The organism is Cupriavidus sp. GW821-FHT02F09, assembly GCF_059421605.1.
In genome coordinates this window covers 39,048-64,775 of sequence record NZ_JBWKVH010000043.1, presented here as the reverse complement: position 1 = coordinate 64,775, position 25,728 = coordinate 39,048, and the positions used below count along the sequence as shown (strand labels likewise).

The window sequence follows — 25,728 nt, the reverse complement described above, 5'->3', positions numbered from 1 at the left end:
AGTTGGTTGATCTTGCCGCTGGTTGGCTCCCCTCTCCCACTTGTGGGAGAGGGGCCGGGGGAGAGGGCGGGCGCTTGCTATGCCGCGATGCCTTCGTTACGGCACGGGCCGACAGCCTCCCGGGAACTTACAACCGGAAATACTCTTCCGCCGCTGGTTCGCGCACCGGCTTGCACACCAGATCCCCGGCATTTCCCGCGTACACCAGGCAATCCCCCGGCGTATCGCGATTGATCACGCTAACGCCCTGCGCAATCACCGAGCCATTGCCCACATGGCTGCGGCCGATGATGGCGGTATTGGGATACATCACCACACCGTCGCCGATCACCGGGGCGGCGCCGTGGTTCTTGCCTACCGTGGAGTTCTGGTACAGCACGAGGTAATTGCCGTAGGTGGCTTTTGCCAGCACGATGCCGACCGAGTGCCCGATGAAGAAGACTTCCGGCATCTCGATCTCGTAGAACAGGTCGATGCCGTTGAGCGCCTTGTTCAGCAGGAACAGCCGCGTGCAGGCGCGGGCGTCGCCCTCGTTGCGCCAGATGGTGTTGGCCAGGTAGTAGAGGTACTGGCAGTACTGGCTGGAGTGCAGGTAGTTGAAGCGCCCTGGGTGCCACATGCGTACGGCGTTGATGCAGCGTTCCACCCGGGCCAGTGCTTGCGCCTGGTGGCGCTTGATCAGCGGCAGCAAGGTCTCTGCCTTGCCGTCCGGCACCAGCGCCGCGACCTGCGCGCAGGTGTAGGCGGCAAGGCTTTCAGGTGTCTGGTCGATCAGTTCCATGTTCTTGCTCCTTCCAGGTGAGCGGCCAGCACCTCGCGCACGTCGCGCGGTGCTACGCCTAGCGCGCGCAGGCGCGTCACGCTGCATACCGCCGCCGGTTGCGCCCGGGTGGACCTGGCCAGTTCGACTGCCCAGCCTGCGCGGTTGAACACGTCGGCCAGTTCGCCGTTGGAGACGTTGGCGCCGCTGGCCACGTTGAAGATTCCGCGCTCGCCCAGTGCCGACACGGTGGCCAGGGCTTGCACGACATCGTCGAGGTGGATGTAGTCACGCACCAAGGCGGCATCGCTGTCGAGCTGGAACGCGCGTTCGGTCGATGCGCGCTGCAGCCATTCGGACAGGAAGCCAGGCGAGCCCGGCGACCAGTCGAAGACGCAGGACAGCCGCGCCACGGCTGTGCGCTCCGGCGCGAGCGTGAGGCACAGGTTTTCGCCGAGCGCCTTGGAGAGGTCGTAGAGATGCCGCGGGTTGGCTGGCTGCAGCGTGAGCGCGCCGGCCTCGTCGCCTACCGGCAGCGCGGAGCTGTCATACAGGCGGGTGGAGGAGAGATAGACCAGGTGGTCCCAGCGGCCCGCCTGCAGCAGCCGGGCCAGCAGTCCGACATGGGCTTCGACCGTATCGAAGGGGCGCGCGGCAAAGTCGGCGGTCAGGCCGGCGCAATAGAACACGCGGCCGAGGTCGCGCGCCAGCAGGCCGGGGTCGTCCCGGCCGGGCACGTGGACTTCATGCCCGGCCTGGCGCAGCGCCTGGACCAGGCGCTGGCCGACAAAGCCGGCGCCACCGATCACGGTACAAGGTACGGAGCCGGGCATGTCTGGCCTCACGACAACGGGTGATGCAGCGCCGGGTCACGGTGCCACAGCAGCTTGGGGCTCACGCCATGGCACACGGAGAAGTCCGCGCCCTGCAGCAGGGACGGGTCCTTGACGGCGACCATGTTGAAGCCGTGCGCCGGGCCTTCCAGGTAGACCTCGTCGACCGGGATCAGCTCGATGGGGCGGCCGGCCATGTCCACGTTGGAGTTGAAGTCGCGCACCGCGAACACGCTGTAGCCGAAGCCCTGGAGCAGCTGGATGATCTCCGCGTTCTCCAGGCCGTTGCTCCAGTCCACGTAGTGGCGGTGCACCTCGAACACGATGTTCGGGGCATCGGGCGCCGGGCGCGACAGTTGCTCGCGCGCGCCCTTGAACACGTCAAGCTCGGCGCCTTCGATGTCCAGCATGATCAGGCTGAGCTTGTCGAGCTTTTGCTGGGCGCAGTAGTCGTCGATGGTGATGGTGGCAAAGCTGTCGTCGCCGGCAGCGCCATCGGCGCGCTCGGCGTGGGCGAAGGAGTCGTTGCCGACCAGGCGCAGCTGGGTGCTGCTGTCCGACCACAGGCCCAGGCGCCAGCTGTGGATGTTCTCCACATGGTTGAGCTGCGCGTTGTTGCGCAGCATGCCGAGCTGGTCGGCATTGGGCTCGAACGCGTGGCAGGCGCCGCCGGCGGCGGCCAGCTGCTTGGCCATCAGGATCACCTGGTCGCCGAAGTAAGCGCCGCCAATTACCGCGTTGCCGCCGTTCTGGCACAGCTTGACCAGCAGCTTGGTGGTTTGCGGCTCCCATACGTGGTCCGGCTGCGCCGGCGTGCTCATCAGGAAATCGCGGGCGATCTTGGTGCGGTAGAGGAACTCGAACACGGTGCCATCGGCCAGCGTCTTGCGCAGGCGCGATTCGTCGTCGTACATGGCGTCGACGATGGGGCCCGTGATGTCATCGCGCACGCTGCCTTCGTAGCCGGAAAGGTCTTGCTCGATGGACTTGCACAGCGCGACCAGCCGGTCGCGCGCGGCCGCGCTGGTGCCAACTTCGCGCAGGGCTTTGGACAGTTTCTGCAATTGATCGGTACTCATGGAATGGCTCCGCAGTTTGGCTTGTTGGTCGGCTTGGCTGACCGGTTGGATTTGATGATTCGGCAATTCGGGAAATTCGGTGTTTCGGTGTCTCGGGCGATACGAAATTCAATAACAACTGACCGCTGCCAGGCACGGCAGTGCAAGGTCCTTGGCCGAGATCAGCCGGTTCTCGCACGGCGGCCAGGCAATGCCGATCTCGGGATCGTCCCAGCGCACGCCGCCGCTGTGGGCAGGCGCGAAGGGCACGGTCATCTGGTAGAAGACTTCGGACAGATCCGTCAGGGTCTGGAAACCGTGCGCCACGCCCCTGGGGATGTACAGCGCGCGCTGGTTCTGCGCCGTCAGCTCCACCGAAAACCACTGGCGGTAGCTTGGCGAGTAGGGGCGCAGGTCCAGGATCGCATCGAAGATGGCGCCGGTGGTGACGCGCACCAGCTTGTCCTCGCCGGCAGGCTCGTACTGGAGATGCATGCCACGCAGGATGCCGGCCCGGGTATTGCGCGAGATGCTCTGCTGCACAAAGCGCCCGTTCAGCCCGTGGTCCGCGAAGGCATCCACGCAAGCCGTGCGCGCAAAGAAGCCGCGCTCGTCCGCCAGGGGCTCCGGGTCCACCAGCCATGCGCCTTCGATGGGGGTCCGCGTGAAAATCATGGCAGCACCGCGGTTTCCGGAATGGCCACCACGAAGCGGCCGCCCCATTCGCGGATGCCGGCCATCTGCGCGATGACTTCGTCCTTGATGTTCCAGGGCAGGATCAGCAGGTAGTCGGGCTTGTCGCTGAAGACCTGCTCGGGCGCCACCACCGGGATGCGGGTGCCGGGCAGCAGGCGGCCCTGCTTGGTGGGATTGCGATCGACCACGTAGTCGATGAAGTCGGTGCCGGCGCCGCAGTAGTTGAGCAGCGTATTGCCCTTGGCGGCGGCGCCATACGCCGCGATGCGCTTGCCGGCATTGCGGGCTTCGATCAGGAAGGCGAGCAGGTCGCGCTTGGCCTTGCGCACGCGCTCGGCAAAGCCGGCATACAGCGCGGCCGAGCGCAGCCCGGCGACGCGTTCTTCTTCCAGCGTGGCGGCCACCGAGGGGCGGGTCGCGTGGTTGGCGTCGGCATGGCAGGCAAACACGCGCAGGCTGCCGCCATGGGTGGGCAGGTGCTCGATATCGAACACGCGCAGGCCGGCCCGGGCGAATACCGGCTCCAGCGCCGATAGCGACAGGTACGAGTAGTGCTCGTGATAAAGCGTGTCGAACTGGTTCTGCTCGATCAGGCGCAGCAGGTGCGGAAACTCCAGCGTGATCACGCCCTGGGCCTTGAGCACCAGCGGCATGCCGCCGACGAAGTCGTTGATGTCCGGCACATGCGCCAGCACGTTGTTGCCCAGCAGCAGGTCCACTTCCCAGCCTTGCTGGCGCAGCGCGCGCGCGGTGTCGCGGCCAAAGAACAGCTCGCGGCTGTCCACGCCCTTGGCGCGTGCGGCGGCGGCGGTGTTGGCGGTGGGCTCCACGCCCAGGCAGGGAATGCCGGCTTGCACGAAGTATTGCAGCAGGTAGCCGTCGTTGCTGGCCAGCTCCATCACGCGGCTGTCGGCGTTCAGGCCGAGGCGGTGGGTCATGGTGCTGACATAGCGCTGCGCGTGCTCCAGCCATGACGACGAGTACGACGAGAAGTAGACGTAGTCGTCGTGAAAATGTGTTTGGGCAGGCGTGGCGTCGCGCAATTGTACGAGCCAGCAGTGCTGGCACACCATCGCATGCAGCGGGTAGAAGGTTTCCGCCAGGGCCAGGTCGTCCGCCTTGATGAACGCGTTGGAGACTGGTGACAGGCCAAGGTCCACCACGGTCTGCGCGAGCGGCTGGCCACAGGAACGGCAGGCCGCGTCGCTGGCAGCGTGGCTGGAATGGGTAGCGGGAATGGCGTGGGCAGCGTCTGTCATACGCAGAATTGCTCGATTTGTCGTTCGGTAACGGACCGCGCCTGGGCCGGAGCTTCATGCACGGCACGGTACCAGTGGGCGGTAGCGGCAAGGGCCTGGTCGAGCGGCCAGCGCGGCTCCCAGCCAAGCAGTCCTCTGGCCAGCGCAGAGTCCAGGTGAAGGTTGCGGGCTTCGTGCGGTGCGGCGCCGGCGGGATCCGGGCGATGCTCCCAGCGCAATTCGGGCCAGTGTTGCGCCAGTCGCGCCAGCACCGCGCCCACGGCGAGGTTGTCGGCGGCTTGCGGGCCAAAGTTGAAGGCGCGCGCAAGCGCTTGCTCTCCGGCCATCAGGCGTGCGCCGAGCAGCAGGTAGCCGTGCAGGGCTTCCAGCACATGCTGCCAGGGCCGCGTTGCCTGCGGGTTGCGGATTTCGAGCACCGCGCCGGCGGCGGCCGCGCGTGCGGCATCGGGCACCAGGCGATTGTCGGACCAGTCGCCGCCGCCGATGACATTGCCGGCGCGCGCGGTGGCGACCAGCACGCCGCGTTCGGCCAGGAAGGCATTGCGATAGCTGGCGGCAACCAGCTCGGCCGCGGCCTTGCTGGCGCTGTACGGGTCATGCCCGCCGAGCGGGTCGGTCTCGCGGTAGCCCCAGAACCATTCCTTGTTGTCGTAGCACTTGTCGGTGGTGATGACCACCACGGCACGTACCGAAGGGCAGTGGCGCACCGCTTCCAGCAGGTTGACCGTGCCCATGACGTTGGTGGCCCAGTTGGCCACCGGGTCGCGATAGCCGGCCCCGACCAGCGGCTGCGCCGCCAGGTGGAAGACGATCTCCGGCTGCGCTGCCTGCATGGCGGCAGCCAGCGTGCTCGCATCGCGGATGTCAGCCAGGTGGTGGGCGTGCAGCGTGCTCTGGACGCCCGCCGCAGTGAACAGGCCGGCCGGCGACTCGGGCGCCAGCGCATAGCCTGTCACCCGCGCGCCGAGGCGAGCCAGCCATAGCGCGAGCCATGCGCCCTTGAAGCCGGTGTGGCCGGTCACGAAGACCGGCCGGCCGGTGTAGCCGTCTAGCATGCGGGTCACCATGTCTTCCAGGGTGCCGCGCCGGATTGCCACAACTGCTCCAGCATGTTCTTCTCGCGCAGGGTGTCCATCGGCTGCCAGAAGCCTTGGTGCTCGAACGCCAGCAAGTGCCCGCGCGTGGCGAGCTCTTCCATCGGGGCTTGCTCCCAGCTCGTCTTGTCGTCGGCGATCAGGTCGAGTACCTCGGGCTGCAGCACAAAGAAGCCGCCATTGATCCAGGCGCCGTCGCCGCGCGGCTTTTCCGCGAAGCCGGCCACCATGCCTTCGCTGGTACGCTCGAGCGCGCCGTAGCGTCCCGGCGGCTGCACCGCCGCCACCGTGGCCCAGCGGCCGTGGTTGCGGTGAAAGGCGATCTCGGCGGTGAGGTCGATGTCGGACACGCCGTCGCCATAGGTAAAGCAGAACGGCTCGCCAGGCGTGAGGTACTCGCGCACGCGCCGCAGGCGGCCGCCGGTCTGCGATTCCTCGCCGGTATCCACCAGCGTCACGCGCCACGGCTCGGCCTTGCGGCAGTGCACGTCCATGCGGTTTTCCGACATGTCGAAGGTCACATCCGACATATGCAGGAAGTAGTTGGCGAAGTATTCCTTGATGACGTAGCCCTTGTAGCCCAGGCAGATGACGAAGTCATTGATGCCGTGTGCGGCATACATCTTCATGATGTGCCACAGGATCGGCTTGCCGCCCACTTCAATCATGGGCTTGGGACGCAGGTGGGACTCTTCGGATATGCGGGTACCCAGCCCGCCCGCCAAGATGACGGCTTTCATGCTGCTTCCTCCAGCACCTGGATGCCCAGGATTTCGTAGGTCGAAGGTTTGCCCTGGCTATCGAGCAGGGCCAGGTCGAGGCCGAACTGCTGCTGCAGGATATCGGCCACGGGACTCGTGTCATGACCGCCTTCGCGCATCCGCACGCTGAGCAGGCGGTAGAGCGGCAGGTGGTACGGACGCAGGTTGACGGCTTCCATCAGTAGTTCGAGCGCACGGTCGTAGCGGCCTTCGCGCTGGGCCATCTCACCCAGCGCGAAGGCGATCAGCCAATGCTTGCTCCACTTGGCCGACATGTTTTCCAGCAGGCTGTTCAACTCGATATGGCGTCCTTCCTGCAGAAGCAGCCCGATGGTCAGCACCAGTTCTTCCATCGAATGCCAGGCGCCATTGCAGAACACGCCGTCCTGCGTACGCGGCTTGAGGTGGCTCACATCCCGGTGCTGGCTGATCAGATGCGCCGCCTGGTCTTCGAACCAGCGCGTGAATCCGGCCACGTCGGCGATGGCGCTCTTCTCGAAGCGATGCCGCAGGGAGAGTCGCAGCGCGTTGAGCTGCTCCACGTCCGCAGCAAGCTGCGCGGCCATCTCGACGTAGGCCTGCTCCGTTTCGCAGACCAGGCCGCCCAGGCCTACGGCGTGCAGGAAGGGTGCGGAGACGCGGGTGTGGAATGCCGGGCCGGCCAGCGAGACCACCGGCACGCCCATCCAGAGCGTGTCGCAGGTCGTGGTGCCGCCGGTGACCGGCGAGGTATCCAGTGCGATATCGATGTCGTGGTAGGTCAGGTACTGGTTCTTGCCTTCCCGGGGGATGCAGGTGACGCGCTGCGTGTCGATGCCGGCTTGCTGCATGCGCTCCAGCAGCGGCACCTTCACTTCATCCGTATCGAGCCCCGCCGCCTCGACCAGCAGCCGGCTGCCAGGGCAGCGCGCCAGGACGGCGCTCCACATCCGCAGGGTCCGGTCGGTCAGCTTGCCGATGTTGTTGCAGGAGCCGAAGGTAATGAAGCCATTGCGCAGCGCCGGCGTTTCCCTGACCTGGTAATCGCTCTGATAGACCGTCAGCGGATTGCCAACCAGCGGGTGGTAGACGGCAAACGGGCCGGGTGCGCGCAGCAGGTTCTCGGTGTAGTTGGGCTCTGCCCCGGCCGGATCCCCGATCCAGTCGGTCACGCGATGCTGCACTGCCGGCATGCCGGTGCTGCCAGGATAGCCAAGCCAGGTGAGCTGCACCGGAGCCAGGCCGTGGACCATGTAGTGCAGCGGCGAGGTGCCCGTATATCCGCCAAGGTCGATCAGCACATCGACGTTTTCCTCGCGGACCAGCTTGACGACTTCACCATCCGGCTTATTGGCCAGGTTGACGAAGCGGTCGCAGTAGATGGATATCTTGTGCGTGACGTTGTCGTGATAGGCGTGCAGGCCGAGCGCCACCACTTCGAATCTGGCCCGGTCGAGGTTGGCGATCAGCGGGATCAGGAAATAGGCGCAGGCGTGCCTGTACAAGTCGTTCGACAGGATGCCGATGCGGATCCTGTCCGAGCGGGGGCGGGGCTGCACGGCCAGCTTCGGCAGCCGCTCGCGCGCCAGCATTTGCGCATACCTGGAGGCTTCGGCCAGCAGGTCCTGCGCACCCGTCTTCTCGCCGAACAAGAGCATGAACAAGAGGTTCGAGCGGATGTTCTTGTTGGTCGGTGCGATTGCCGCGGCGCGGTGCAATACCCGGATCGCATCCTCGGCAAATCCGGTATTTTTCAGGTCGTTGGCATAGTTGGCCAGGATCGCCGGATGATCCGGGGCGATCTCGATGGCCTTGAGCGAGGCTTGCTTGGCTTCGGCATGCATGCCCAGCTTGTTCAGCACGATGGCGTAGTTCGCCCAGCCTTCAAGGCACCGCGGGTGGGATGCCACGCAGTCTCGCAGCATGGTCCTGGCGTCCTCCAGCTTGCCCATCGCTGCAAGGATGCGCGCGCACATGGACGCGATCTCAGGCTGGCCGGGATGCGCGGCCAGTCCTTCCTGGGCGAAACGGTACGCGTCGTCGAGGCGATGCAGTTCCAGCGATGAAAAAGCCGCCCAGTAGTAGGGCTTGGCCATATGCGGGGCGAGCTTCCTGGCCTTCTCCGCATGGACGATGGCTTCCTCGAAGTGGCCAGAGAAATGACTGGCTTCGGCCTTCTTGTTATGCTGGTCCGCTTTGGCGTTGAATGCGAAGTTCTTCATAGGGTAAGGGTGGATTTGCCGGGCCGGCAGGCCGTTGCAGGGCAACACCCAGCCGCAACGGCGCCGGGCGGATGAGCCCGGGGGCGGTCCGCACCCCGGGCGAGCGGTAGCTCATGCATGTGCCGGCTCGGCTTGCATTGGCTGGCTGACGTCGATGCCGAGGATTTCCAGCACCGTTGGCGCACCCTGCTGTTCGACGAGTGCCAGCGGCACCCCGAGTTGCTGCAGCATGAATTCGCCAAGCGAGCCCTTGTCGTACTGGTACTCGTCGAGCCGCGCGCTAAGCAGGCGGTACAGCGGCAGGTGATAGGGCCGCAGGCCAACGCTCTCCATCAGGTAATCGACCGCGGTGTCGTGCTGCCCGGCGCGATGTTCGATCTCGGCGAGTGCGTAGGGAACGATCCAGTGCCTGGGCCACTTCGCCGAGAAGTTCTCGAGCAGCGCCCGCAGTTCCACGTAGCGGCCCGCCTCCAGCAGTCCAGCGACGGCAATCACGATTTCCGCCATGGTGTGCCAGGTGCCGGAGAAGTACACGCCGTCGTGCGGGCCGGGCGTGCTGTCGACCGGGCGGTGCGGCTTGAGCGCTTCGGTGAGCTGGTCTTCCATCCAGCGCGCGAAGGCGGCGCTGTCGGCCAGGGGACTCTGCTCGAAACGCTGCCGCAGCGACAGGCGCAAGGCGTTGAGCTGGTTTGCGTCCGCGGCCAGTTGCGCGGCCATCTCGACGTACGCTTCGTCGCTGTGGCAGATCAGGCCACCCAGGCCGAGCGCATGCAGGAAGCTGGCGGACATCCGCGAGTGGAAGGCCGACCCCGCCAGCGTGATCACCGGCACCCCCATCCACAAGGCGTCGCAGGTGGTGGTGCCGCCGGTCAGCGGCGCGGTGTCCAGCATGATGTCGATGTCGTGATAGGTCAGGTACTGGTTCGTCGCCAGCCGGGGGACGCAGGCGACCCGGGCCGGATCGATGCCGGCCTGGGCCAGGCGCGCCAGCAGGGGGCCGCTGACGGCGTCGTTGTCGAGGTCGCGTGCTTCGATCAGCAGGCGGCTGTCCGGGCAGCGGGCCAGAACCGCGCTCCACAGGGCCACGGTCTGCTCGGTGATCTTGCCCAGGTTGTTGCAGGAGCCGAAGGTGATCGCGCCGGTGCGCAGCGCCGGCGTCTCCTGGACCCTGTATTTCGGGCCGTACGCATTGAGCGGGCTGTGCACCAGCGGCGCATACGTGCAGAAGACGGTGGGCGCCCTGAGCAGGGTTTCAGTGTAGTGGGGCTCGAAGCCTTCCGGGTCGCAGGTCGCGTCGCTGATGCGGTACTGGATGGACTTCAGGCCGGTGCTGCCGGGATAGCCAAGCCAGGTCATCTGCACCGGCGCCAGCTCGTGCACCATGTATGGCAGCGGCGAATTGCCGGTATGGCCGCCGAGATCCATCACGACGTCGAGCTGCGCGTCGCGGATGGTCTGCACGATGTCGGTGGTGGTTCTTCCCGCCAGTTCGATGAACTCGTTGGCGTGCAGGCGGATCTTGTCCGTGACGTGGTCGCTCTGCGGGTTGAGCGAGAGCGCCACCACTTCCACCCGGGAGCGGTCCAGATGTGCCATCAGCGGCAGGATGAAGTAGGCGCAAGCGTGGCGCAGCAGGTCGTTCGAGAATAGGCCCAGGCGGATCGGACCGCTGGTGCGCCGCGGCGCAATGTCGTTGCGCGGCAAGCGCGGGCCGTCCAGCAGCAGCGTTTCGTAGGTTCTGGCTTCGCGCAGCAGGTCAAGCGCCGTGGTCTCCTGGGCGAACAACATCGCGAACAGCAGGTTGGCCCGGATGGCGAGGCTGCGCGGTGCCAGCTTCACCGCCTTGCGCAGCGCCGGCATGGCCTCCACCATTTCGCCCGTCTCCTTCAGGGCCAGGGCGTAGTTGCAGGCCGCAGTGGCTTCGTTGGGGTCGATCGCCAGTGCCTTGCTGGCGGCTTCCTTGGCCGCCGCGGGTTCGCGCAACTCCAGCAGCAGGGCGGCGTAGTGCACCCACGCGCTCAGCGAGCCGGGAGCGGCGCCGACGCAGTGCTGCAGCAGTTGCCTGGCTTGCTCGTGCTCGCCGTTGCGCAGCAGGACGAAACCGCCAAGAGACATCAGCTCGATGTCGTCGGGGAAATGCTGCAGCCCGTCGCGCAGGATCTCGCCGGCCTTCTTCGTATCCTGCAGGGCCAGCCAGGCTGCCATCTGCCAGTAAGAGGCGTCGGCCCGCTTGCCGAGGATCTGCTCCGCCTTTTCGGCTTCTCTGAGTACAGCGCGGTACTGGCCGGCCTGGTAGGCTGCGCGAGCCTTCTCGATCTGGCGGGGAGACTTGCTAGCGTTGGTAGGTTTCATCGGTTGGGCCCGTCTTGGCGGGCTGGTACAGGCAATGCGCTTATTGGCGACGCCGCCGCGTACCGGGAAAGGCGGTGTCGCGGCGGCATCGCCAGGCTGTTCCGGCCCCTGAAAGTTATCAGGACGACAGGCACGGGGAGGCCGGAATACAAGCCAAAAAAGAGGCTAATTCCGGAGGCGGGGCAGCAGTGGGGTGAATGCGGCGCTTTCGGGGGGGAGGGCGGCCGCCGCCGGGGACTCAGCGAGGGCTGAACGTATTCGACGCCGGCGCGGAACCGGCTTGTGCCTCGCCCTTTTCGAGCTGATACAGCCAGGCCAGCAATTCGGCCACGGCAACGTACAATTGCTCCGGGATGCGCGAATCCAGGTCGACCTGCATGAGCAGGGTCACCAGCGCGGGGGAGTTGTGGACATAGACGCCGCTGTCGCGGGCGCGGGCGATGATGGCGTCGGCAACGTCGCCGTAGCCCTTGGCTACCACGCGGGGACTATTGTCGCGCGTTTCGTCGTAGCTCAGCGCTACCGCGGAGCCGCGCGCGTTGTCGTCGGGTTGACTCACCGCCTGGTGCCCCCGGCCGGTTGGAAGATGCCATCAACCGCCATCGCAGTGAGATCGAGGCCGGTCGCGGCGAGGCGATCCTGGAGCTGCGCGCGCGCACCGGCCAGGAGATTGACGGAGGCGGGCGCCGCCAGGCGTGCTTCGATGCTGTTGCCGGTCAGCCTGATTCTGGCCTCCACGGTGCCAAGGTTGGGGAATTCGAGGACCAGCCGGGTCGACCAGATGCCGTCGGCAATGGCATCCGGCTCGCCCTGCCCGCGCGCGGGGTTGTCATCCTGCTCGCGCAGGATCTGCCATTGCATCGGTGTACCCGGCCACGCTTCGCCCATCCAGCGGAATTGCTGGGTTGCCAGGGTGTCGAGCTGCTGGCGCACCAAGGTGGTGGCATCGGGGTGCACGGCGGGGCCGGTGGCGCTGGCGGCCCGCAACGGGTCGGCGGCCGGCTTGCTTGCGCCGAAGATGTCGTCCGCCGAGAGATGCACCGCACGCGGCGCCGGCGTGGCTGAAGCTGCCTGGTAGGCCTGGGTTGCCTGCTGGGCGAGATGTGCCGAGGGCGTGGACGGGTTCGCGGCAGGCGCCGCCGCCGTGGAGGCGGTGCTGGGAGCGGGCGCTGAATAAGTGCTCGCGGCCTTCTGCGCTTGTGCCGGCGTGTCGGCACCGGGACCTTCTGCGGGAAGGGGGAGGCTGCCCGAATCCGTCGCGACGGCGACAGCGGTGGCTGCCTTGGCAGCCGCCTGGGCAACAGCCTGCGCCGGGGCAGGCGCCGCCGCGCCCGCGGCCGGCTGATACGTCAACTGCAATACGGGTTGTGCGGGATCCGTGGTGGCCGGCGGAGCGGGCGGGCGCCCCAGCATGGCCTGTGGCTCGCGCATCAGGCTGTCGAGCGCGCGCGTGCCGTTCAGCCACTGGCCGAGATGCGACTCATAGAACAGGCCGCTTTGCCCAACCTGGCGGGCCAGCGCGCTTGCCAGCGAGCCGGCCTGGCCGCTGCCAGGCGGTGTGGCCACGATGGGCGCCGCGCTGCGCAGCGGCGCGGCGTCGGTGCCGTCCAGGATATCGAGGATGACGCGCGCGGCCGTGCTGAGCGACTCGCGCGCCGAAGTCGTTGCCGCGCCTTCGGGCGCAGGCGGCATGCCGGTACCGACCGTTCCAGCCCGGCCTTGCTGCACGGTGTTGCCGCCCTCGGCAGACCCCACCATGTCGGTGACGGTGCCAACCGGCTGCAGGGCTGCGAGCTTGGCTACGGTAAGGGCGGACTTGAGCGCCTGCGGATCCGCGCGCAGGGCAAGCGATACATCTGCCGGAAGGTTGATGCCGATCATTCGCCGTATCAGGCCGGCGAGCCGTAGGCGTGATGCAGTTCCTGGCGGCGGCGCGAGTTATTCAGCAGGTACCCCAATTCCTCCATCTTCGGCGTGACCAGGTTGCGGATGGCGGCATCCTGCGACAGGATGTTTTCCAGCATCCGGTAGCGGTAGCGCCGCTCTTCGGCGCTCAGCAATGCCACGTCGTCGATGCTCTTCAACGTGCTGACCTGGGTGACGTATCCGTTCTGCAGCGCGCACAGGGTATCCCAATTGCCCGCGCGCGCGGCTTCGCACATCAGGCCGGACAGGCGCAGCAGTTCTTCGTAGCAGGCGATGATCTTCTTCTTTTGCGGCAGCATGTCAGGACCCTATGGAGACCGCTTCCCTCGGCATGGACGCCTGGGGCGCAGGCTCCGGCATGGCTGCCGGATCGATCTGGCTCCACGCCGAGGCGATGTCGGCCAGCAGCTTGTCCACCTCGTTGAAGCGGCTCTCGTCGTTATGCAGGTTGGCTAGCATCAGCTGCCGGGTCATGTAGTCGTAGAGCGCATCGAGATTGCCGGCAAGCTCGGCGCTGGCGCCATGATCCAGCGACGCGCGCAGCCCGCTTTCGATGATGTTGATGGCGTTGGAGACGGCTTTGCCTTTCTCGGCGATTTTGCCTGCTTCCATGTGGAACTTGGCGCGGGCGATCGCCGCCCGTGCACCATCGAACAGCATGACGATGAGGCGGTGCGGCGAGGCACTCATGGCCCCGGTCTCGTGGCCGACATTGGTGTAGGCGTTGGCGGCGGTGCGTGCGTACATGGCGGCGCTCCCTGAGTTTGTTATGACGTGTGCGAGAAACCTGGCCGGGCTCAGCCCGAAGTGCTGCTCGAAGAGCTGAACTGCTGCGTCAGGTAAGTCTTGGTCGAGTTCAGCTGTGCCATCAGCGTGTCCAGGTTCTGGAACTCGGTCTGGTATTGCGCCACCGCGGCATCGATCTGGGCCGACACATCGGTGTACTGGGTCGCGAGCGACTTGAGCGTGGCGTTGACACCGTTGGTGGCGGTAGTCAGCGCGCCCGTGGGCGAGACAAAGCCCGCCGCCGCGCTCGACAGCTGGTTGCCGTAGCCCGACTTGCCGTCGGTGCCGCTGAACAACTGCGCGACGCCCGTGCGGTTGGTGGTGAGTGCGGTATTGAGCTTGCTCGAATCCAGCGACATGCTGCCGTCGGCGTTGAAGCTGATGCCGATCTGCGTCAGGTTGGTCAGGCCGGTGGTGCCGGTGGCCGTCTGCGGGGTATTGATCACGTTGCGCAGCTGGTTCTCGATCACGCGCAGCGTGGAGTCGCCCAGCAGCGCGCCGGCGGTCTTGGTGCTCGGGTCGTAGGCGGAGAGCTGGGCCGCCGTGGACTGCAGGGTGTTGTACGCGGTGACGAAGCTCTGCACACCGGTAGCCATGGCACTGGTGTTGCTGGCCACGTTCACCGTGCTGGTGCCGGTGGTGGCCAGGTTAAGGGTCACGCCCTGGGCCGCGCCCTGGACCGAATTGCTGGCACTGGTGATCGCCAGGCCGTTGATGCTGAGCTTGGCGTCCTGTGCCGCGATGTTCTGCGTCATCGCCGTCGTGCCGCCCGGGTTGTACGTCAGCAGGTTGCTGATGGTGGTGGGGTCGCCGCTGCCGTTGCTGCTGACCGAAACACTCATGCTCGAAGCAGCGCCGGTGGTGTTCGAGGTCAGCACCAGGTGATAGGGCGTGCTGCTGCCGTCGTTGACGATACTGGCGGTAACGCCGGCATTGGCGGCATTGATGGCGTCGCGGATGCCGCTCAGCGTATTGTTGGTGCCGTTGATGTTGATCGACGCTGCCGCGGCGCTGCCGGGTGTGAAGGTGGTCGTGCCGCCGCTGGTGGTGGTGGTGCCGAACTGGATCTGGATGGTGGCGCTGCCCAGCTGCTGGCCGGTGCTGTCGGTGATGCCGTTCGAGACCAGCGTCTGCGACTGTGCCAGCTGCGAGACGTTGACGGCATAGCTGCCCGCCACCGCGGTATTGTCGGCCGAGGTGCTCAGCACGCTGGTGTTGCTCGACGAGGTGGTGGTGCTGTTGTACAGGCTGGCCGTGCCCAGGGCGGTGGCGGCGGACTGGAACGAGGCCAGCGCCCCCTGCAGCACGCCATAAGCTGAAAGCTGGGTGTTGACCGCGCTCTGCTGATCGGTGATCGGGGTGAGCTTGAGCTGTTCCGCCGATTTCAGATTGGTCAGCAAAGTGCTCAGATCCAGGCCGGAACCAACACCAAGCGACGAAATCGCTGAACCGCTTGTCGAACTCGTTGCACTCGTTGAACTCATGATGCGTACCTGTGGTTTATGTGTGCGGGGAGAGGCGCCCGATCAGGCGGTTTGGTGAATCAGCAGGCCCTGCAGCTTATCAATGGCGCGGACAATGCGCAGGACTTCTTTTGTGGGGAACTGGCGAATCGTCTCGCCGGAGACCTTGTCCACGACACTCGTGACCATTCGGTGCGTGGCTTTGTCGATGCTGACGCGGACCTCGAGCGGGGTGGCCTCCAGTGCCTCGTTGAGGCTCTTCAGCGCACTGTCCAGCCCGGTGCTGCCGGCCGCATGGGCGCTGTCGGTCGGCTTCGATTCCGCTGGCCCCGAACCCGGATCCGCCTGGCTTCTCGCCGCTCCGGCGGCACCAACGGACGATGCCGGCCCAGCGGTGAGCGTGGCCGGCATTGGCAGTAGCGGTTCGGTCGAACTGATCATGATCTGTTCTCGCAACGTTGGATCGGTGCACAAAAGGCTTCGGTGGAAACGCTTTCAGAGCGGAGACCGCTCTGAAAACATTCCCGGCAGGACGGGCCCGGGTAGAGCCCGTCCTGCTAGGAGACCGCCGTCTGTTGCGAGAATTAACGCAGCAGCGACAGCACGCCTTGGTTCGACTGGTTGGCCTGGGCCAGCACAGACGTACCTGCTTGTTGCAGGATCTGGGCGCGCGACATGTTCGACACTTCGGTCGCGTAGTCAGCGTCCTGGATGCGCGAGCGCGAAGCCGACAGGTTGGTCACAGCCGAGCCCAGGTTGGTGATGGCCGAGTTGAAGCGGTTCTGCACTGCGCCCAGCGAGCTGCGCAGCTTGTCGACCGTGGCCAGCGCCTTGTCGATCAGGGCCAGCGGGTTGGTGCTGCCCGAGCCGGTGAACTGGGCCGTTGCGGTGGTGGTGCCGGCGGTGCTCAGCTCGATTTGGGTGGCATCCGTGACCGACGTGGTGGTCGAGCCGCCGTTGGCCTGGGCGCCAGCCTGCGTACCGGCGGACAGCGCGTAGTTGTTGCCGCCTTGGGTGATGAAAGCGACTGCAGCGCCGCTGGTGTTGGCGCCGACCTTGACCAGCTGGCCAGCCACGGTGTTGCCGGTGTTGCCGTTGGCGGCATCGCCGATCTTCACTTGCACCTTGTTCAGGGTGACGTTGCCGGTGGCGGCGTCGACCGAGGCAGCGTAGTTGTCGTTGCCGTACTTGACCACGTAGTTGCTGGTGGCGTTGCCGGCGGTGTCCAGCACGTTGTTCAGGGTCAGGGAGCTGGTGCTGACGGTCGAGCCGACGACGGCGGACAGGGCGTTGGCAGCCGAGGTCAGGTTGACCGAAACCGGTGCGGAGCCGGTGGCGGCTGCAACCGTGGTGATGGCGCCGCTGGTGCTCAGTGCGTTCTTGGCCACCGTGAAGCCGGTCATGCCCAGGGTCTTCGAGCTGATTTCTTGCAGGCCGATCGAGATGGTCTGGCCGTCTTGGGCGCCGACTTGCACGCTCAGCGGGGTGGCGGTGGACGACAGGACCTTGACGCCGTTGAAGTCGGTTTGTTGCGAAGTGCGGTCGATTTCAGCCAGACGTTGCGTGATTTCGTCCTGGATCGATTGCAGGTCGCTTGCCGAGTTGCTGCCCGTTGCGGCTTGGACGGACAGGGTACGGATAGCTTGCAGGTTGTTGTTGACTTCGTTCAGCGCGCCTTCAGTGGTTTGCGCCAGCGAGATGCCGTCGTTGGAGTTGCGCTGTGCTTGCGTCAGGCCGTTGATGTTGGCGGTGAAGCGGTTGGCGATCGCCTGGCCGGCGGCGTCGTCCTTGGCGCTGTTGATACGCAGGCCCGACGACAGACGCTGGATCGCGCTGTTCAGCGACGATTGCGATGCGTTCAGGTTGTTCTGCGTCATCAGAGACAACGTGTTGGTATTGATGGTCATCGACATGGTACGACTCCTATTCTTTACAGTAGATTGTGCAATCCGGCTGCTGCCGCAACGTTGGCTGCCAGGCAATGCTGGGCGAGAAGTGCCACCGTTGTTTGGGTTATCGGTTGGTGCCGGAAAAGATTTAGAGTGATCTTTGCGATGGATTGAAACTGAGTGGCGGATTCGGCGCGAAACGAGCCCCGCCGGGCCTGCGGCGTGACGCCGGCAACGCCTAGCGGCGCTTGCGGGTACGCGGTGTATATAAGCTGACAAAATCCGGCGAGGTCTCCGCCCCGGGCACGCAGGCCATGGCCTCGGGGGCGTGAGCCGGCGTGATCACGGCGATGGAATGCTTGTAGACGATCTGCGGAAGCGGGTCCTGCGCAGACTCTGCCAGCAGCACCATATAGTTGTCCGCCGCCATGATCACGCCGTGCAGTCGAATGCCGTTCGATAAATGCACGACGACAGGATTGCGACTTGCGCTGTGGGTGGAGAGCTGCAGGTGCTGCAGTTTCCGGCTCGGGCGATCGATCCTGGTTACCTTCTTGTTCACAACTTCTCCGGAAGAGCCCGCTCGGGTTCTGGCGGCTGGCAACGGTCCAATAACTGGGCCTGGGCAATGCGGTGTGACAGCACGGCTGGGCGCCGGCTGTGGCGCGGCCTGGGCTGGGCGGGGGATGAAACATCCGCTCTCGGTGCTGGCGCGGGACGGCGAGGCGGCATGGGCCGGGACCGGACCTGGTTTGTGTCCAGGCGGTGGATCCGATGCTGCTCCGCAAGCTGTGGCGGGCGACGCCGCCAGAAGAGAAGGGGAATACTTCAGGGGCGAGGGTAACAAAATTTCTTACAAATCTTGACGGTTGGGGGGCGCGTCTCGTGTAGAGGTTTTCCTCTAATAAAACTATTGCATCACGCTGCAAATCTATGAATTGATAGGCGCTTGCGTGGCAAGTCCCAACGCCACCTGCGCCCGCATTCCCTATCAGGCACGGGTTTGCGGGCAACAAAGTGGCCCTGGCCTGCTGCTGCGATGTAACCCATGCCGCGTATTCGCCACTTGAGTGACATTTTCGGCACTTTTGCTATCAGAGTTATCCCTGATAGAAATTGGATTTACACCTCATGTAAGCAGGTTTATATTCGCTTCAGGGCCTTTCGGCTCTAAAGCAGTCCTGGAAAGCCTACGAGCACCCCGCGCGTGGGCTTCTTTTTTTGTGCGCCCACTTTGCTTGTTGTGCGCCCTCGGCGACAAGCGCCGGTGGCGGCACTTCGAAGTGCGTGGGTGACATTAGACGACAGGTTGCAGCCGGCCAATCGTTCGAATTGCCGGGCTTTTCCCCCTTATATTCCCTTTCAATTCCGCATTTTTCCGCTTCTTTGTGGAAGTCGCTGTTTAGCCCTCAAGCTTGCTCCCGTCCCTGCCGTTAAGCCCGCGATGCGGTGTCGCTCCGGAAATCTGTCCGGGGCGAGGATGAAGCGCGCGCGATAAGAGTTAAAGGAGCCGGGAAGATGCGTTGGTTGCGAAACTTTGGCATTGGGGTGCGCCTGACGGTAGCGTTTTCGCTCGTGGCGCTGCTGCTGGTTGCCGTGGCCGTGCTGGGCATGATGTCCCTGCGCACCATGAACGAATCGATGCGCCTGACAGTGGAAGGGCGCCTGTTCAAGGTGCTGGAGATCGAGCGTGTCAAGCAAGATGCGCTGCGCACCGGCATCCTGGTGCGCGATGCCACCCTGAATGAGGATCCGGTTGCCGTGCGGCGCAACGCCGAGCGCATCGGCGCGCTGCGCCAGGACATGCGTGGCACGCTGGATGAACTTGGGAAGTGGCTTTCCAGGTCCGCCAGGCCTGAGATCCAGGAAACCTATCGTGCCCTGATCGAGGCACGCAATGCTTACGACACCCAGCTCGACACGGTGTTGCGCCAGTTGCAGGGTGGCGAGTTCGACAGTGCTCGCAGCGCGCTGGTCGCGACCCTGCCGGCGGCGCAGGCACCTTACTTCGACAAGCTGAGCGAATTGTCCGACGGGGGGCGCAAGGTGGCCGCCGCTGCCGTGCAGGAGGCCAATGCCAGCTATGAGATGGCGCGCAACCTGCTGCTGGGCCTGGCTGCCGCCGCGGTCGCGCTGGCCGCCGTCCTCGGCATCGGCATCACGCGCTCGATCACGCGCCCGGCGCGGCAAGCGCTGGATGCGGCACAAGCGCTCGCACATGGCAACCTGACTTATGTCATCCAAGCCAGCAGCGATGACGAGATGGGCCGCATGCTGGGGGCGCTGGAGCGCGCTTTCGGGCAGTTGGCGACACTGGTGCACGGCATCCAGGGCGCGACGCGCTCGATCGATGGCGCGACCCGGGAAATCGCCAAGGGCAATACCGACCTGTCCCAGCGCACGGAAGAGCAGGCGGCATCCCTGGAGCAGACCGCGGCATCCATGGAGCAGCTCACCTCGACGGTCAAGCAGAACGCGGCCAATGCACGCCATGCCAACGAACTGGCGGTCAGCGCTTCCGGCGTGGCGACGGCGGGCGGGCACGCAGTGCGCGGCGTGGTCGAGACCATGCAGCATATTTCGCAATCGTCGGCCAAGGTCGCCGAAATCGTCGGCGTGATCGAAGGGATTGCCTTCCAGACCAATATCCTGGCGCTCAACGCGGCGGTGGAAGCCGCCCGCGCCGGTGAGCAAGGACGTGGCTTTGGCGTGGTGGCCGCAGAGGTGCGCAGCCTGGCCCAGCGGTCGTCGTCGGCGGCCAAGGAGATCGGCCAGCTGATCAATGGCTCGGTGGGGCAGGTGGCCCATGGCGCCAAGCAGGTCGAGGACGCCGGCCGCACCATGGACGATATCGTCGGGGCGGTGAAGCGCGTGACCGACATCATGGGCGAGATCGCCGCGGCCAGCGAGGAGCAGTCCTCCGGCATCGAGCAGGTCAACCGTGCCATCAATCAGATGGAAAGCGTGACGCAGCAGAACGCCGCGCTGGTGGAGCAAGCCGCCGCCGCCGCCGAGAGCCTGCAGCAGCAGGCAGCCGGGCTGGTCGATGATGTATCCAGGTTCCAGGTGACACCGGCGCAAACGCATGTTGCACGGGCGCCGGCACCGGCTGCGCCTGCGCGGGCGGTAGCCGCAGCGCGCGTGGCGCCGGCAGCCGCGGGGCGGCGCCACGCGGCGCACACGGCCGCAGGTGGCAAGAGCCACCCGCCGGCCCGCCCGGGGGCGGCTCGCCCGACCCCGGCCAAGCCCGTGGCTCCGGCCGCTCGTGCTGCCCAGGCAGTGCAGGTGGTTCAAGCAGCGCCGGCAGCACCGGCAGCACCGGCAGCACGAGTAGCACCAGCAACCGCCGCCAAGCCGGCGGCCCGGCCAGCCGCCGTAGCGCCACGTGCCGGCGCGGTCCGCACCCCCCGCGAGCCCGTGTTGCCTAGCAAGGCCCGCGCGCCGGTGGTGCGCCAGGGCCGCGAACCAGTGCTGTCTTCCAAGGCGCTGCCCGCCGCCCGTCAGGCCAAGGCTGCTGCCGTGGCCACACCGGCGCCGCGCCGCGCCGCGCGCACCCCGGCTGCCGGCAGCCCGGCTGTGGCTGCAGGGGACTGGGAATCGTTCTGAGACAGGCAACGTCGCCTTGAATGCCGTTCAGGTCAGGAGCCCGGCAAGGCGGTGGGGCGGCTGCAAGGCGCAAGGCTTAGGCCTACAATAGCGCCCTTGTATACAAAAACAGACAGGAGCGATGCCGCCCGTTCGCGGTGGCGCCGCACTCAATGTCCCTCGCCGCAAGCGTTCTCTCCCCTGCGCCCATGACCGCCGTCTCCATGCCGTCCTTCCTGGCGGCTTCAGCTCCGCCTTCTTCCGCCCGGTCACCCGCGACCGCGATCGCCTCAGCCACTTCCGCCTCCTCCGAGGCCGCGGACGACGGCGGTAACCCTCGCAACACGGCATTCGTCCCCCCGCCGGTTCCGCCGGTGCCGGTGATGCAGATCATTTTCGGGCTGATGCTGGCCATCCTGCTGGGGGCGCTGGAGCAATCGATCGTGGCCGTGGTGTTGCCGGAGATCGCGCTGCAGCTTAACGGCTTCGAGGAGATGGCCTGGGTGGTCTCGGCCTACCTGGTGGCCTCCACGGTGGTGACGCCGATCTACGGCAAGCTCTCGGATCTGCTCGGGCGGCGCTCGGTCCTGTCGTTTGCCATCGTGTTGTTCTTCCTGGCTTCGATCGCGTGCGCGCTGGCGCAGACCATGCCGCAACTGATCATCGCGCGCGTCCTGCAAGGGCTGGGCGGCGGTGGCCTGATCTCGGTGTCGCAGGCCACCATTGCCGATGTGGTGCCGCTGCGCGACCGTGGCCGCTACCAGGGCTATGTGAGCGGCGTATGGGCCGTGGCCAGCATGGCCGGCCCGGTGATCGGCGGCTACCTGGCGCACTACCTGTCGTGGCGCTGGATTTTCTGGATCAATCTGCCGCTGGCGCTGATCGCGCTGCTGGTGGTCCGCCGTGCGCTCAAGCACCTGCCGGCGGGCAGGCGCCGCCATCGCATCGACTACGTCGGCGCGCTGCTGTTCGGTGGCGGCCTGACCGGCGTGCTGGTGTTCCTGACCCGGCTCGGGCAGGGGCAGTCTGCCGCCACGCCGCAGACGCTTGGCCTGCTGGTGGCCGGGATGGTCGCCATGGTGCTGTTCGTGTGGCAAGAGCGCCGGGTGGCGGACCCGATGATCCCGCTGGACATGCTGCGCGTGCCGACGGTCACGATTTGCTGCGTCACGCTGTTCCTGTGCTTTTTCCAGTTGATCGCCATGTCCGTGCTGCTGCCGCTGCGCTTCCAGGTAGTGGGCGGCGTGCAGGCCGATAGCGCTGCGCTGCGGCTGGTGCCGCTGACGCTGTCCATCCCGTTTGGCGCGTTCATCTCCGGGCGGCTGATGACGTGGAGCGGCCGCTACAAGCCGCTGCAGCTGGCGGGCTCGCTGGTCGCGCCGCTGGCGATCGTCGCGCTGGCGTTCGTTGATCCGCATGCGGTCTTGCTGACCGCGCTGGTGATGGTGATGCTCGGCCTGGCCATCGGGCTGCAGTTGCCAAGCGGCCTGGTTGCTACCCAGAACGCGGTGCCTGCGCACCAGGTGGGCGTGGCCACGGCGCTGACCGCCTTCTCGCGCATGCTTGGCGGCGCGGTTGGCGTGGCGGTGCTGACCACCGTGCTGATCGCACTGTTGCGCCATGGCGGCATGGGTATCGCGGACCTGGCCGGCGGCGAGGACATCCTGATGAGCATGTTCCATCGCGCCATGGTGGGGGGCGATGCGGGCACTTCGGCCGATGCCGGCGCGGTGCGGGCGGTGGCCGAAGCCGCGTTCCGTACGCTGTTCCTGCTCAGCGCCGCCGTGTCGCTGGTGGCGCCCTTCCTGGTGGCGCGTCTGCCGGAGGCCACCTTGCGCGGCAGCACCGGCGCTAGCGTGGCGGCCAGCATGGATTGACTGGCGCACGCTGGCCGAGTGAGGCCGCGTGGCCCAGCCAGGTCAGGGGCTCTGCGCCCCTGGCGCGCTGCTTTTTCCCAGGAAGCCGAACTCCACCGGCGTCTTGGCGTAGAACACCTGGACGTCTTCCAGGGCGAGGCGGTCGAACAGCCGCTGCACTTCCTCCTCCGTGGCAATCACGGTGATCTCCTCCGGCCGGTCGGCCAGCTCCAGGAAATGCCAGGTGTGAAAGCGGCGGTCATGGCCGATGCCTTCGGCCGCCACCATATGCGTGGCGCCGCGGATCTGCAGTTCGCGCAAGATTTGCAGCAGCCAGTGGGATAGCTGCTTGCCGTGGTGGCGGCGGTTTTCGATGGTGAACAGCGTGAGTTGGAAGCCTTGCACGGCATCCCCCCTTTTGCCCCCCCCTGTGGCGGTGTTCGCGTGCCGCGAAAGTGGCATGGACGGCGTGCGCCTGGCGGGGTGCCGTCTTTAGTTTAGGCGCGAAACCTGCTTCCCCAAAAACCAAGGGATTACCCTAGACCCGTTCCGGGAAAGGGCGGGCTATATTTTTATTTGTCTCAATAGCGATTCATGGTTTTATATATAAAACAAAAGCCAGGGAGTCACTCTCATTACGCCAACCCTTAGCAGGTCCCCAGTGCGACATCCGAAGTCCGAAACCAACCTCAGGCGTGCACTGCGCTGGCCCGCCGCTGCCTGCCTCGCGATCTCCTGCCTGTGGATTGGCGCTGCACCAGCGGCGCGCGCCGCGCAACCCGCCCCTGCCTGCAGCGCGCTGCGCATTGTCGTGCCGTTCCCGGCGGGTGGCCCGGCCGACCTGCTCGCGCGCACGCTCGCGCAGGGTTTGCACCAGCGCCGCGGCATAACCGTGGTGGTGGACAACAAGCCTGGGGCCAATGGCAATATCGGCATCGATGCGGTGCGCCGCGCGGCGGGCGATGGCTGCACCTTGCTGGTGGCGCCCGCCGGCAACCTGACCATCAACCCAACGCTGTTCCCGGCGCTGTCCTACAACGTCGAGCGAGACTTCCTTCCGGTTTCGCTACTGGCAAGTTCGCCCAATGTGCTGGCGGTGCACCCTTCCGTGCGCGCTAGCTCCGTGCAGGAACTGGTGGCGCTGGCCCAGCGCGCCAAGCCGCCGCTTGGCTATGCCAGCCCAGGCGTGGGCAGCGGTCTGCACCTCGCCGGCGAGCTGTTCCGCCAGCAGACCGGCATCGCGCTACTGCACGTGCCCTATAAGGGCACCACGCAGGCGCTCAACGATGTGGTGGGCGGGCAGGTGCCGATCCTGTTCGGCACGCTGCCCACGCTGGCGCCGTTTATCCGCTCCGGCGCGTTGCGCGCGCTGGCCGTGACCCAGGCCACGCGCTCGCCCGCGGCGCCCGCGATTCCGTCGCTGGCCGAGCAGGGCGTGCACGGCATCGAGGTCAGCTCGTGGTACGCGCTGCTGGTGCCGCGCGCCACGCCGGCGCCTGTGGTGGAGGCGCTCCATGCCGACGTGCGCGAGGTGTTCGGCAGCAAGGCCGTGCGTGAAGAGCTGGCGCGGCAGGGCATGGAGCCGGTTGCCGGTACGCCGGATGCGCTCGCCACGCGTATCCGCGTGGAAACCGCGGGCTGGGCCGAACTGATCCGCACGCGCGGCATCAAGGCTGAATAAGGCGACAGCGTAATCACGCAAGCCGGTGATGGCCGCCGGTTTGCGCCATTCCCCCCCTTCATGCACGACGCCTCACTCCCGCCCATCCTCCGGCGCGGCGCCTTCGGCATCCAGCCCCTTCATGTTTTCCAGCAGCTTGAGCAGGTAGTGCAGCGTGTGGGTGATGTCGCCGGTTGAAAAATCGGTCAGCGCCCGCTCGTAGTAATCCCGGATCTTGGGCTGCGCCAGGCGCAACCACACATGACGCCCGGTCTGCGTCATGGTGACCAGCCGCGAGCGCCGGTCGCGTCCGTCGGGCGCCATGCTCAGGTGGCCGTCGCGCTCCATGCGGCTGATCAGCCCCGACAGGTTCTGCCGGCTCACCATCAGGTAGCGCGCCAGGTCGCCCACGCTCATGCCATCGGCCGCCTGTGGCCGCGACAGCGCGCCCAGCACGGCCCACTGCTGCGTCGTCAGGCCTTCGGCCTCGACCGCCCTTGACCCCGTTTTATGCAACATATTTGCGCATTGGTACAGGCGAAAGAACAACCTGTTTGCCATTTCCATGCGCGCGGCCGGGGCAAGATCATCGTCAAAATCGGGGTTAACCATCATAAATTCCAGAGTAGCCGTACTTGCATTGGTCCAGTTGCCCGCCTATTATACGTCAATATATTTACGTATTTAAACGCTGGCGCGCGACCTATCAGCCGCACGATAGCACCCTGGACCACGAAGGAGAACACTGTGCAAAGACTCGAAGGCAAGACGGTCATCGTGACCGGTGGTGGCGGTGGCATCGGCGGGGCAACCTGCCGGCGCTTTGCGCGGGAGGGCGCCGCCGTGGCCGTGCTCGACCTGAACCTGGCGGCAGCGCAGCAGGTCGCAGCCCGCATCCGCGATAACGGTGGCCGCGCCGAAGCATTCCAGTGCGACATCACGGACCGCGCCAGCGTGGATGCCGCCGTGGCGGCCACCACCAGCCAGCTTGGCCCCATCGACGTGCTGGTCAACAACGCCGGCTGGGACGTGTTCAAGCCCTTTACCAAGACCGAGCCGGCGCAATGGGACCGCCTGATCGCCATCAACCTCACCGGCGCGCTGCACATGCACCACGCGGTGCTGCCCGGCATGGTGGAGCGCAGGCGCGGGCGCATCGTCAACATCGCCTCCGATGCGGCGCGGGTGGGTTCCTCCGGCGAGGCGGTCTACGCCGCGTGCAAGGGTGGCCTGGTGTCGTTCTCCAAGACCATCGCGCGTGAGCACGCCCGCCACGGCATCACCGTCAACGTGGTGTGTCCCGGCCCGACCGATACCGCGCTGTTCGAGGATTACAAGCAAGGCGCTGGCAACCCGGAAAAGCTGATCGAGGCCTTCACCCGCTCGATCCCGCTCGGCCGCATCGGCCAGCCGGAGGACCTGCCCGGCGCCATCGTGTTCTTTGCCAGCGACGACGCGGCCTTCGTCACCGGCCAGGTGCTGAGCGTGTCGGGCGGCCTGACCATGAACGGCTGAACCCGGCTGCAGCGGTTGCAGCGGCTTCCAAGAC

23 protein-coding genes are annotated in these 25,728 nt (G+C 66.1%); 4 read left to right on the top strand and 19 right to left on the bottom strand.

Going from position 1 to position 25,728, the window contains the following annotated elements:
• Positions 1 to 127 precede the first annotated feature (127 nt).
• The 17 genes from AC07XB_RS31930 to AC07XB_RS31850 all read right to left on the bottom strand — a co-directional run bounded on the left by AC07XB_RS31930 (position 128) and on the right by AC07XB_RS31850 (position 17,640).
• A complete protein-coding gene (locus AC07XB_RS31930; protein WP_492372387.1) occupies positions 128 to 781 on the bottom strand; it encodes an LbetaH domain-containing protein in 654 nt (217 codons plus the stop codon).
• Positions 772 to 1,593: an NAD-dependent epimerase/dehydratase family protein gene (locus AC07XB_RS31925; RefSeq protein WP_492832836.1), complete on the bottom strand. Its 822-nt coding sequence runs from the start codon at positions 1,591 to 1,593 to the stop codon at positions 772 to 774. The genes AC07XB_RS31930 and AC07XB_RS31925 overlap by 10 nt, the downstream gene beginning before the upstream one ends.
• A gap of 8 nt (positions 1,594 to 1,601) precedes the next feature.
• Positions 1,602 to 2,672 (bottom strand): FkbM family methyltransferase, encoded by a 1,071-nt coding sequence (locus tag AC07XB_RS31920; protein ID WP_150992975.1) that lies wholly within the window; start codon positions 2,670 to 2,672, stop codon positions 1,602 to 1,604.
• 108 nt (positions 2,673 to 2,780) lie between these two features.
• Positions 2,781 to 3,326 carry a dTDP-4-dehydrorhamnose 3,5-epimerase gene (gene rfbC / locus AC07XB_RS31915; RefSeq protein ID WP_309408345.1) on the bottom strand — a complete coding sequence of 182 codons (546 nt, stop codon included), beginning with the start codon at positions 3,324 to 3,326 and terminating at the stop codon, positions 2,781 to 2,783.
• On the bottom strand, positions 3,323 to 4,606 hold the full coding sequence (locus tag AC07XB_RS31910) for a class I SAM-dependent methyltransferase (protein ID WP_492372384.1): 1,284 nt from the start codon (positions 4,604 to 4,606) through the stop codon (positions 3,323 to 3,325). The genes rfbC and AC07XB_RS31910 overlap by 4 nt, the downstream gene beginning before the upstream one ends.
• Complete coding sequence (gene rfbG / locus AC07XB_RS31905; protein ID WP_492372392.1) at positions 4,603 to 5,661, bottom strand: CDP-glucose 4,6-dehydratase; 1,059 nt, start codon at positions 5,659 to 5,661, stop codon at positions 4,603 to 4,605. The genes AC07XB_RS31910 and rfbG overlap by 4 nt, the downstream gene beginning before the upstream one ends.
• A gap of 5 nt (positions 5,662 to 5,666) precedes the next feature.
• Positions 5,667 to 6,440, bottom strand: a complete 774-nt coding sequence (gene rfbF / locus AC07XB_RS31900) for a glucose-1-phosphate cytidylyltransferase (protein ID WP_043353489.1) — start codon at positions 6,438 to 6,440, stop codon at positions 5,667 to 5,669.
• Positions 6,437 to 8,662 (bottom strand): O-linked N-acetylglucosamine transferase family protein, encoded by a 2,226-nt coding sequence (locus AC07XB_RS31895; RefSeq protein ID WP_492832839.1) that lies wholly within the window; start codon positions 8,660 to 8,662, stop codon positions 6,437 to 6,439. Before AC07XB_RS31895 ends, rfbF begins: the two co-directional genes overlap by 4 nt.
• Positions 8,663 to 8,773: 111 nt before the next feature.
• A complete protein-coding gene (locus tag AC07XB_RS31890; RefSeq protein WP_492832841.1) occupies positions 8,774 to 11,014 on the bottom strand; it encodes an O-linked N-acetylglucosamine transferase, SPINDLY family protein in 2,241 nt (746 codons plus the stop codon).
• Between the two features lie 238 nt (positions 11,015 to 11,252).
• Positions 11,253 to 11,573 carry an EscU/YscU/HrcU family type III secretion system export apparatus switch protein gene (locus AC07XB_RS31885; protein WP_492372381.1) on the bottom strand — a complete coding sequence of 107 codons (321 nt, stop codon included), beginning with the start codon at positions 11,571 to 11,573 and terminating at the stop codon, positions 11,253 to 11,255.
• Positions 11,570 to 12,895: a flagellar hook-length control protein FliK gene (fliK, locus tag AC07XB_RS31880; protein ID WP_492832844.1), complete on the bottom strand. Its 1,326-nt coding sequence runs from the start codon at positions 12,893 to 12,895 to the stop codon at positions 11,570 to 11,572. Before fliK ends, AC07XB_RS31885 begins: the two co-directional genes overlap by 4 nt.
• Before the next feature lie 8 nt (positions 12,896 to 12,903).
• Positions 12,904 to 13,239 carry a flagellar protein FliT gene (locus tag AC07XB_RS31875; RefSeq protein ID WP_492372379.1) on the bottom strand — a complete coding sequence of 112 codons (336 nt, stop codon included), beginning with the start codon at positions 13,237 to 13,239 and terminating at the stop codon, positions 12,904 to 12,906.
• A 1-nt stretch (position 13,240) separates the two neighbouring features.
• Positions 13,241 to 13,687, bottom strand: coding sequence for a flagellar export chaperone FliS (fliS, locus tag AC07XB_RS31870; RefSeq protein ID WP_492372378.1), 447 nt, complete (start codon positions 13,685 to 13,687; stop codon positions 13,241 to 13,243).
• Positions 13,688 to 13,737: 50 nt separating this feature from the next.
• On the bottom strand, positions 13,738 to 15,210 hold the full coding sequence (gene fliD / locus AC07XB_RS31865; protein WP_492832846.1) for a flagellar filament capping protein FliD: 1,473 nt from the start codon (positions 15,208 to 15,210) through the stop codon (positions 13,738 to 13,740).
• A 42-nt stretch (positions 15,211 to 15,252) separates the two neighbouring features.
• Positions 15,253 to 15,630, bottom strand: a complete 378-nt coding sequence (locus AC07XB_RS31860) for a flagellar protein FlaG (protein ID WP_492832848.1) — start codon at positions 15,628 to 15,630, stop codon at positions 15,253 to 15,255.
• Positions 15,631 to 15,773: 143 nt separating this feature from the next.
• Positions 15,774 to 17,102: a FliC/FljB family flagellin gene (locus AC07XB_RS31855; RefSeq protein WP_043353502.1), complete on the bottom strand. Its 1,329-nt coding sequence runs from the start codon at positions 17,100 to 17,102 to the stop codon at positions 15,774 to 15,776.
• 214 nt (positions 17,103 to 17,316) lie between these two features.
• The gene (locus AC07XB_RS31850) at positions 17,317 to 17,640 is read right to left on the bottom strand and encodes an RNA chaperone Hfq (RefSeq protein ID WP_492372375.1); all 324 of its coding nucleotides are present in this window, start codon (positions 17,638 to 17,640) and stop codon (positions 17,317 to 17,319) included.
• Positions 17,641 to 18,596: 956 nt separating this feature from the next.
• On the opposite strand from AC07XB_RS31850, the gene AC07XB_RS31845 reads away from it, so the two are divergent.
• Positions 18,597 to 20,684, top strand: coding sequence for a methyl-accepting chemotaxis protein (locus AC07XB_RS31845; RefSeq protein ID WP_493688139.1), 2,088 nt, complete (start codon positions 18,597 to 18,599; stop codon positions 20,682 to 20,684).
• A 362-nt stretch (positions 20,685 to 21,046) separates the two neighbouring features.
• Positions 21,047 to 22,540 carry an MDR family MFS transporter gene (locus AC07XB_RS31840; RefSeq protein WP_492831945.1) on the top strand — a complete coding sequence of 498 codons (1,494 nt, stop codon included), beginning with the start codon at positions 21,047 to 21,049 and terminating at the stop codon, positions 22,538 to 22,540.
• Positions 22,541 to 22,582: 42 nt separating this feature from the next.
• Here the strand turns inward: AC07XB_RS31840 and AC07XB_RS31835 are convergent, their stop codons facing one another.
• Positions 22,583 to 22,924 (bottom strand): DUF190 domain-containing protein, encoded by a 342-nt coding sequence (locus tag AC07XB_RS31835; protein ID WP_492372372.1) that lies wholly within the window; start codon positions 22,922 to 22,924, stop codon positions 22,583 to 22,585.
• Between the two features lie 325 nt (positions 22,925 to 23,249).
• Between AC07XB_RS31835 and AC07XB_RS31830 the strand changes: the two genes are divergently transcribed.
• Positions 23,250 to 24,200 carry a tripartite tricarboxylate transporter substrate binding protein gene (locus tag AC07XB_RS31830; RefSeq protein ID WP_492831947.1) on the top strand — a complete coding sequence of 317 codons (951 nt, stop codon included), beginning with the start codon at positions 23,250 to 23,252 and terminating at the stop codon, positions 24,198 to 24,200.
• Between the two features lie 72 nt (positions 24,201 to 24,272).
• Here the strand turns inward: AC07XB_RS31830 and AC07XB_RS31825 are convergent, their stop codons facing one another.
• A complete protein-coding gene (locus tag AC07XB_RS31825; RefSeq protein ID WP_492372389.1) occupies positions 24,273 to 24,791 on the bottom strand; it encodes a MarR family winged helix-turn-helix transcriptional regulator in 519 nt (172 codons plus the stop codon).
• Positions 24,792 to 24,926: 135 nt separating this feature from the next.
• Here AC07XB_RS31825 and badH point away from each other — a divergent pair, with 135 nt between their 5' ends.
• Entirely contained in the window at positions 24,927 to 25,694 is a 768-nt protein-coding gene (gene badH, locus AC07XB_RS31820; RefSeq protein ID WP_492372371.1) for a 2-hydroxycyclohexanecarboxyl-CoA dehydrogenase, read from the top strand.
• The last annotated feature ends 34 nt before the right edge of the window (positions 25,695 to 25,728 follow it).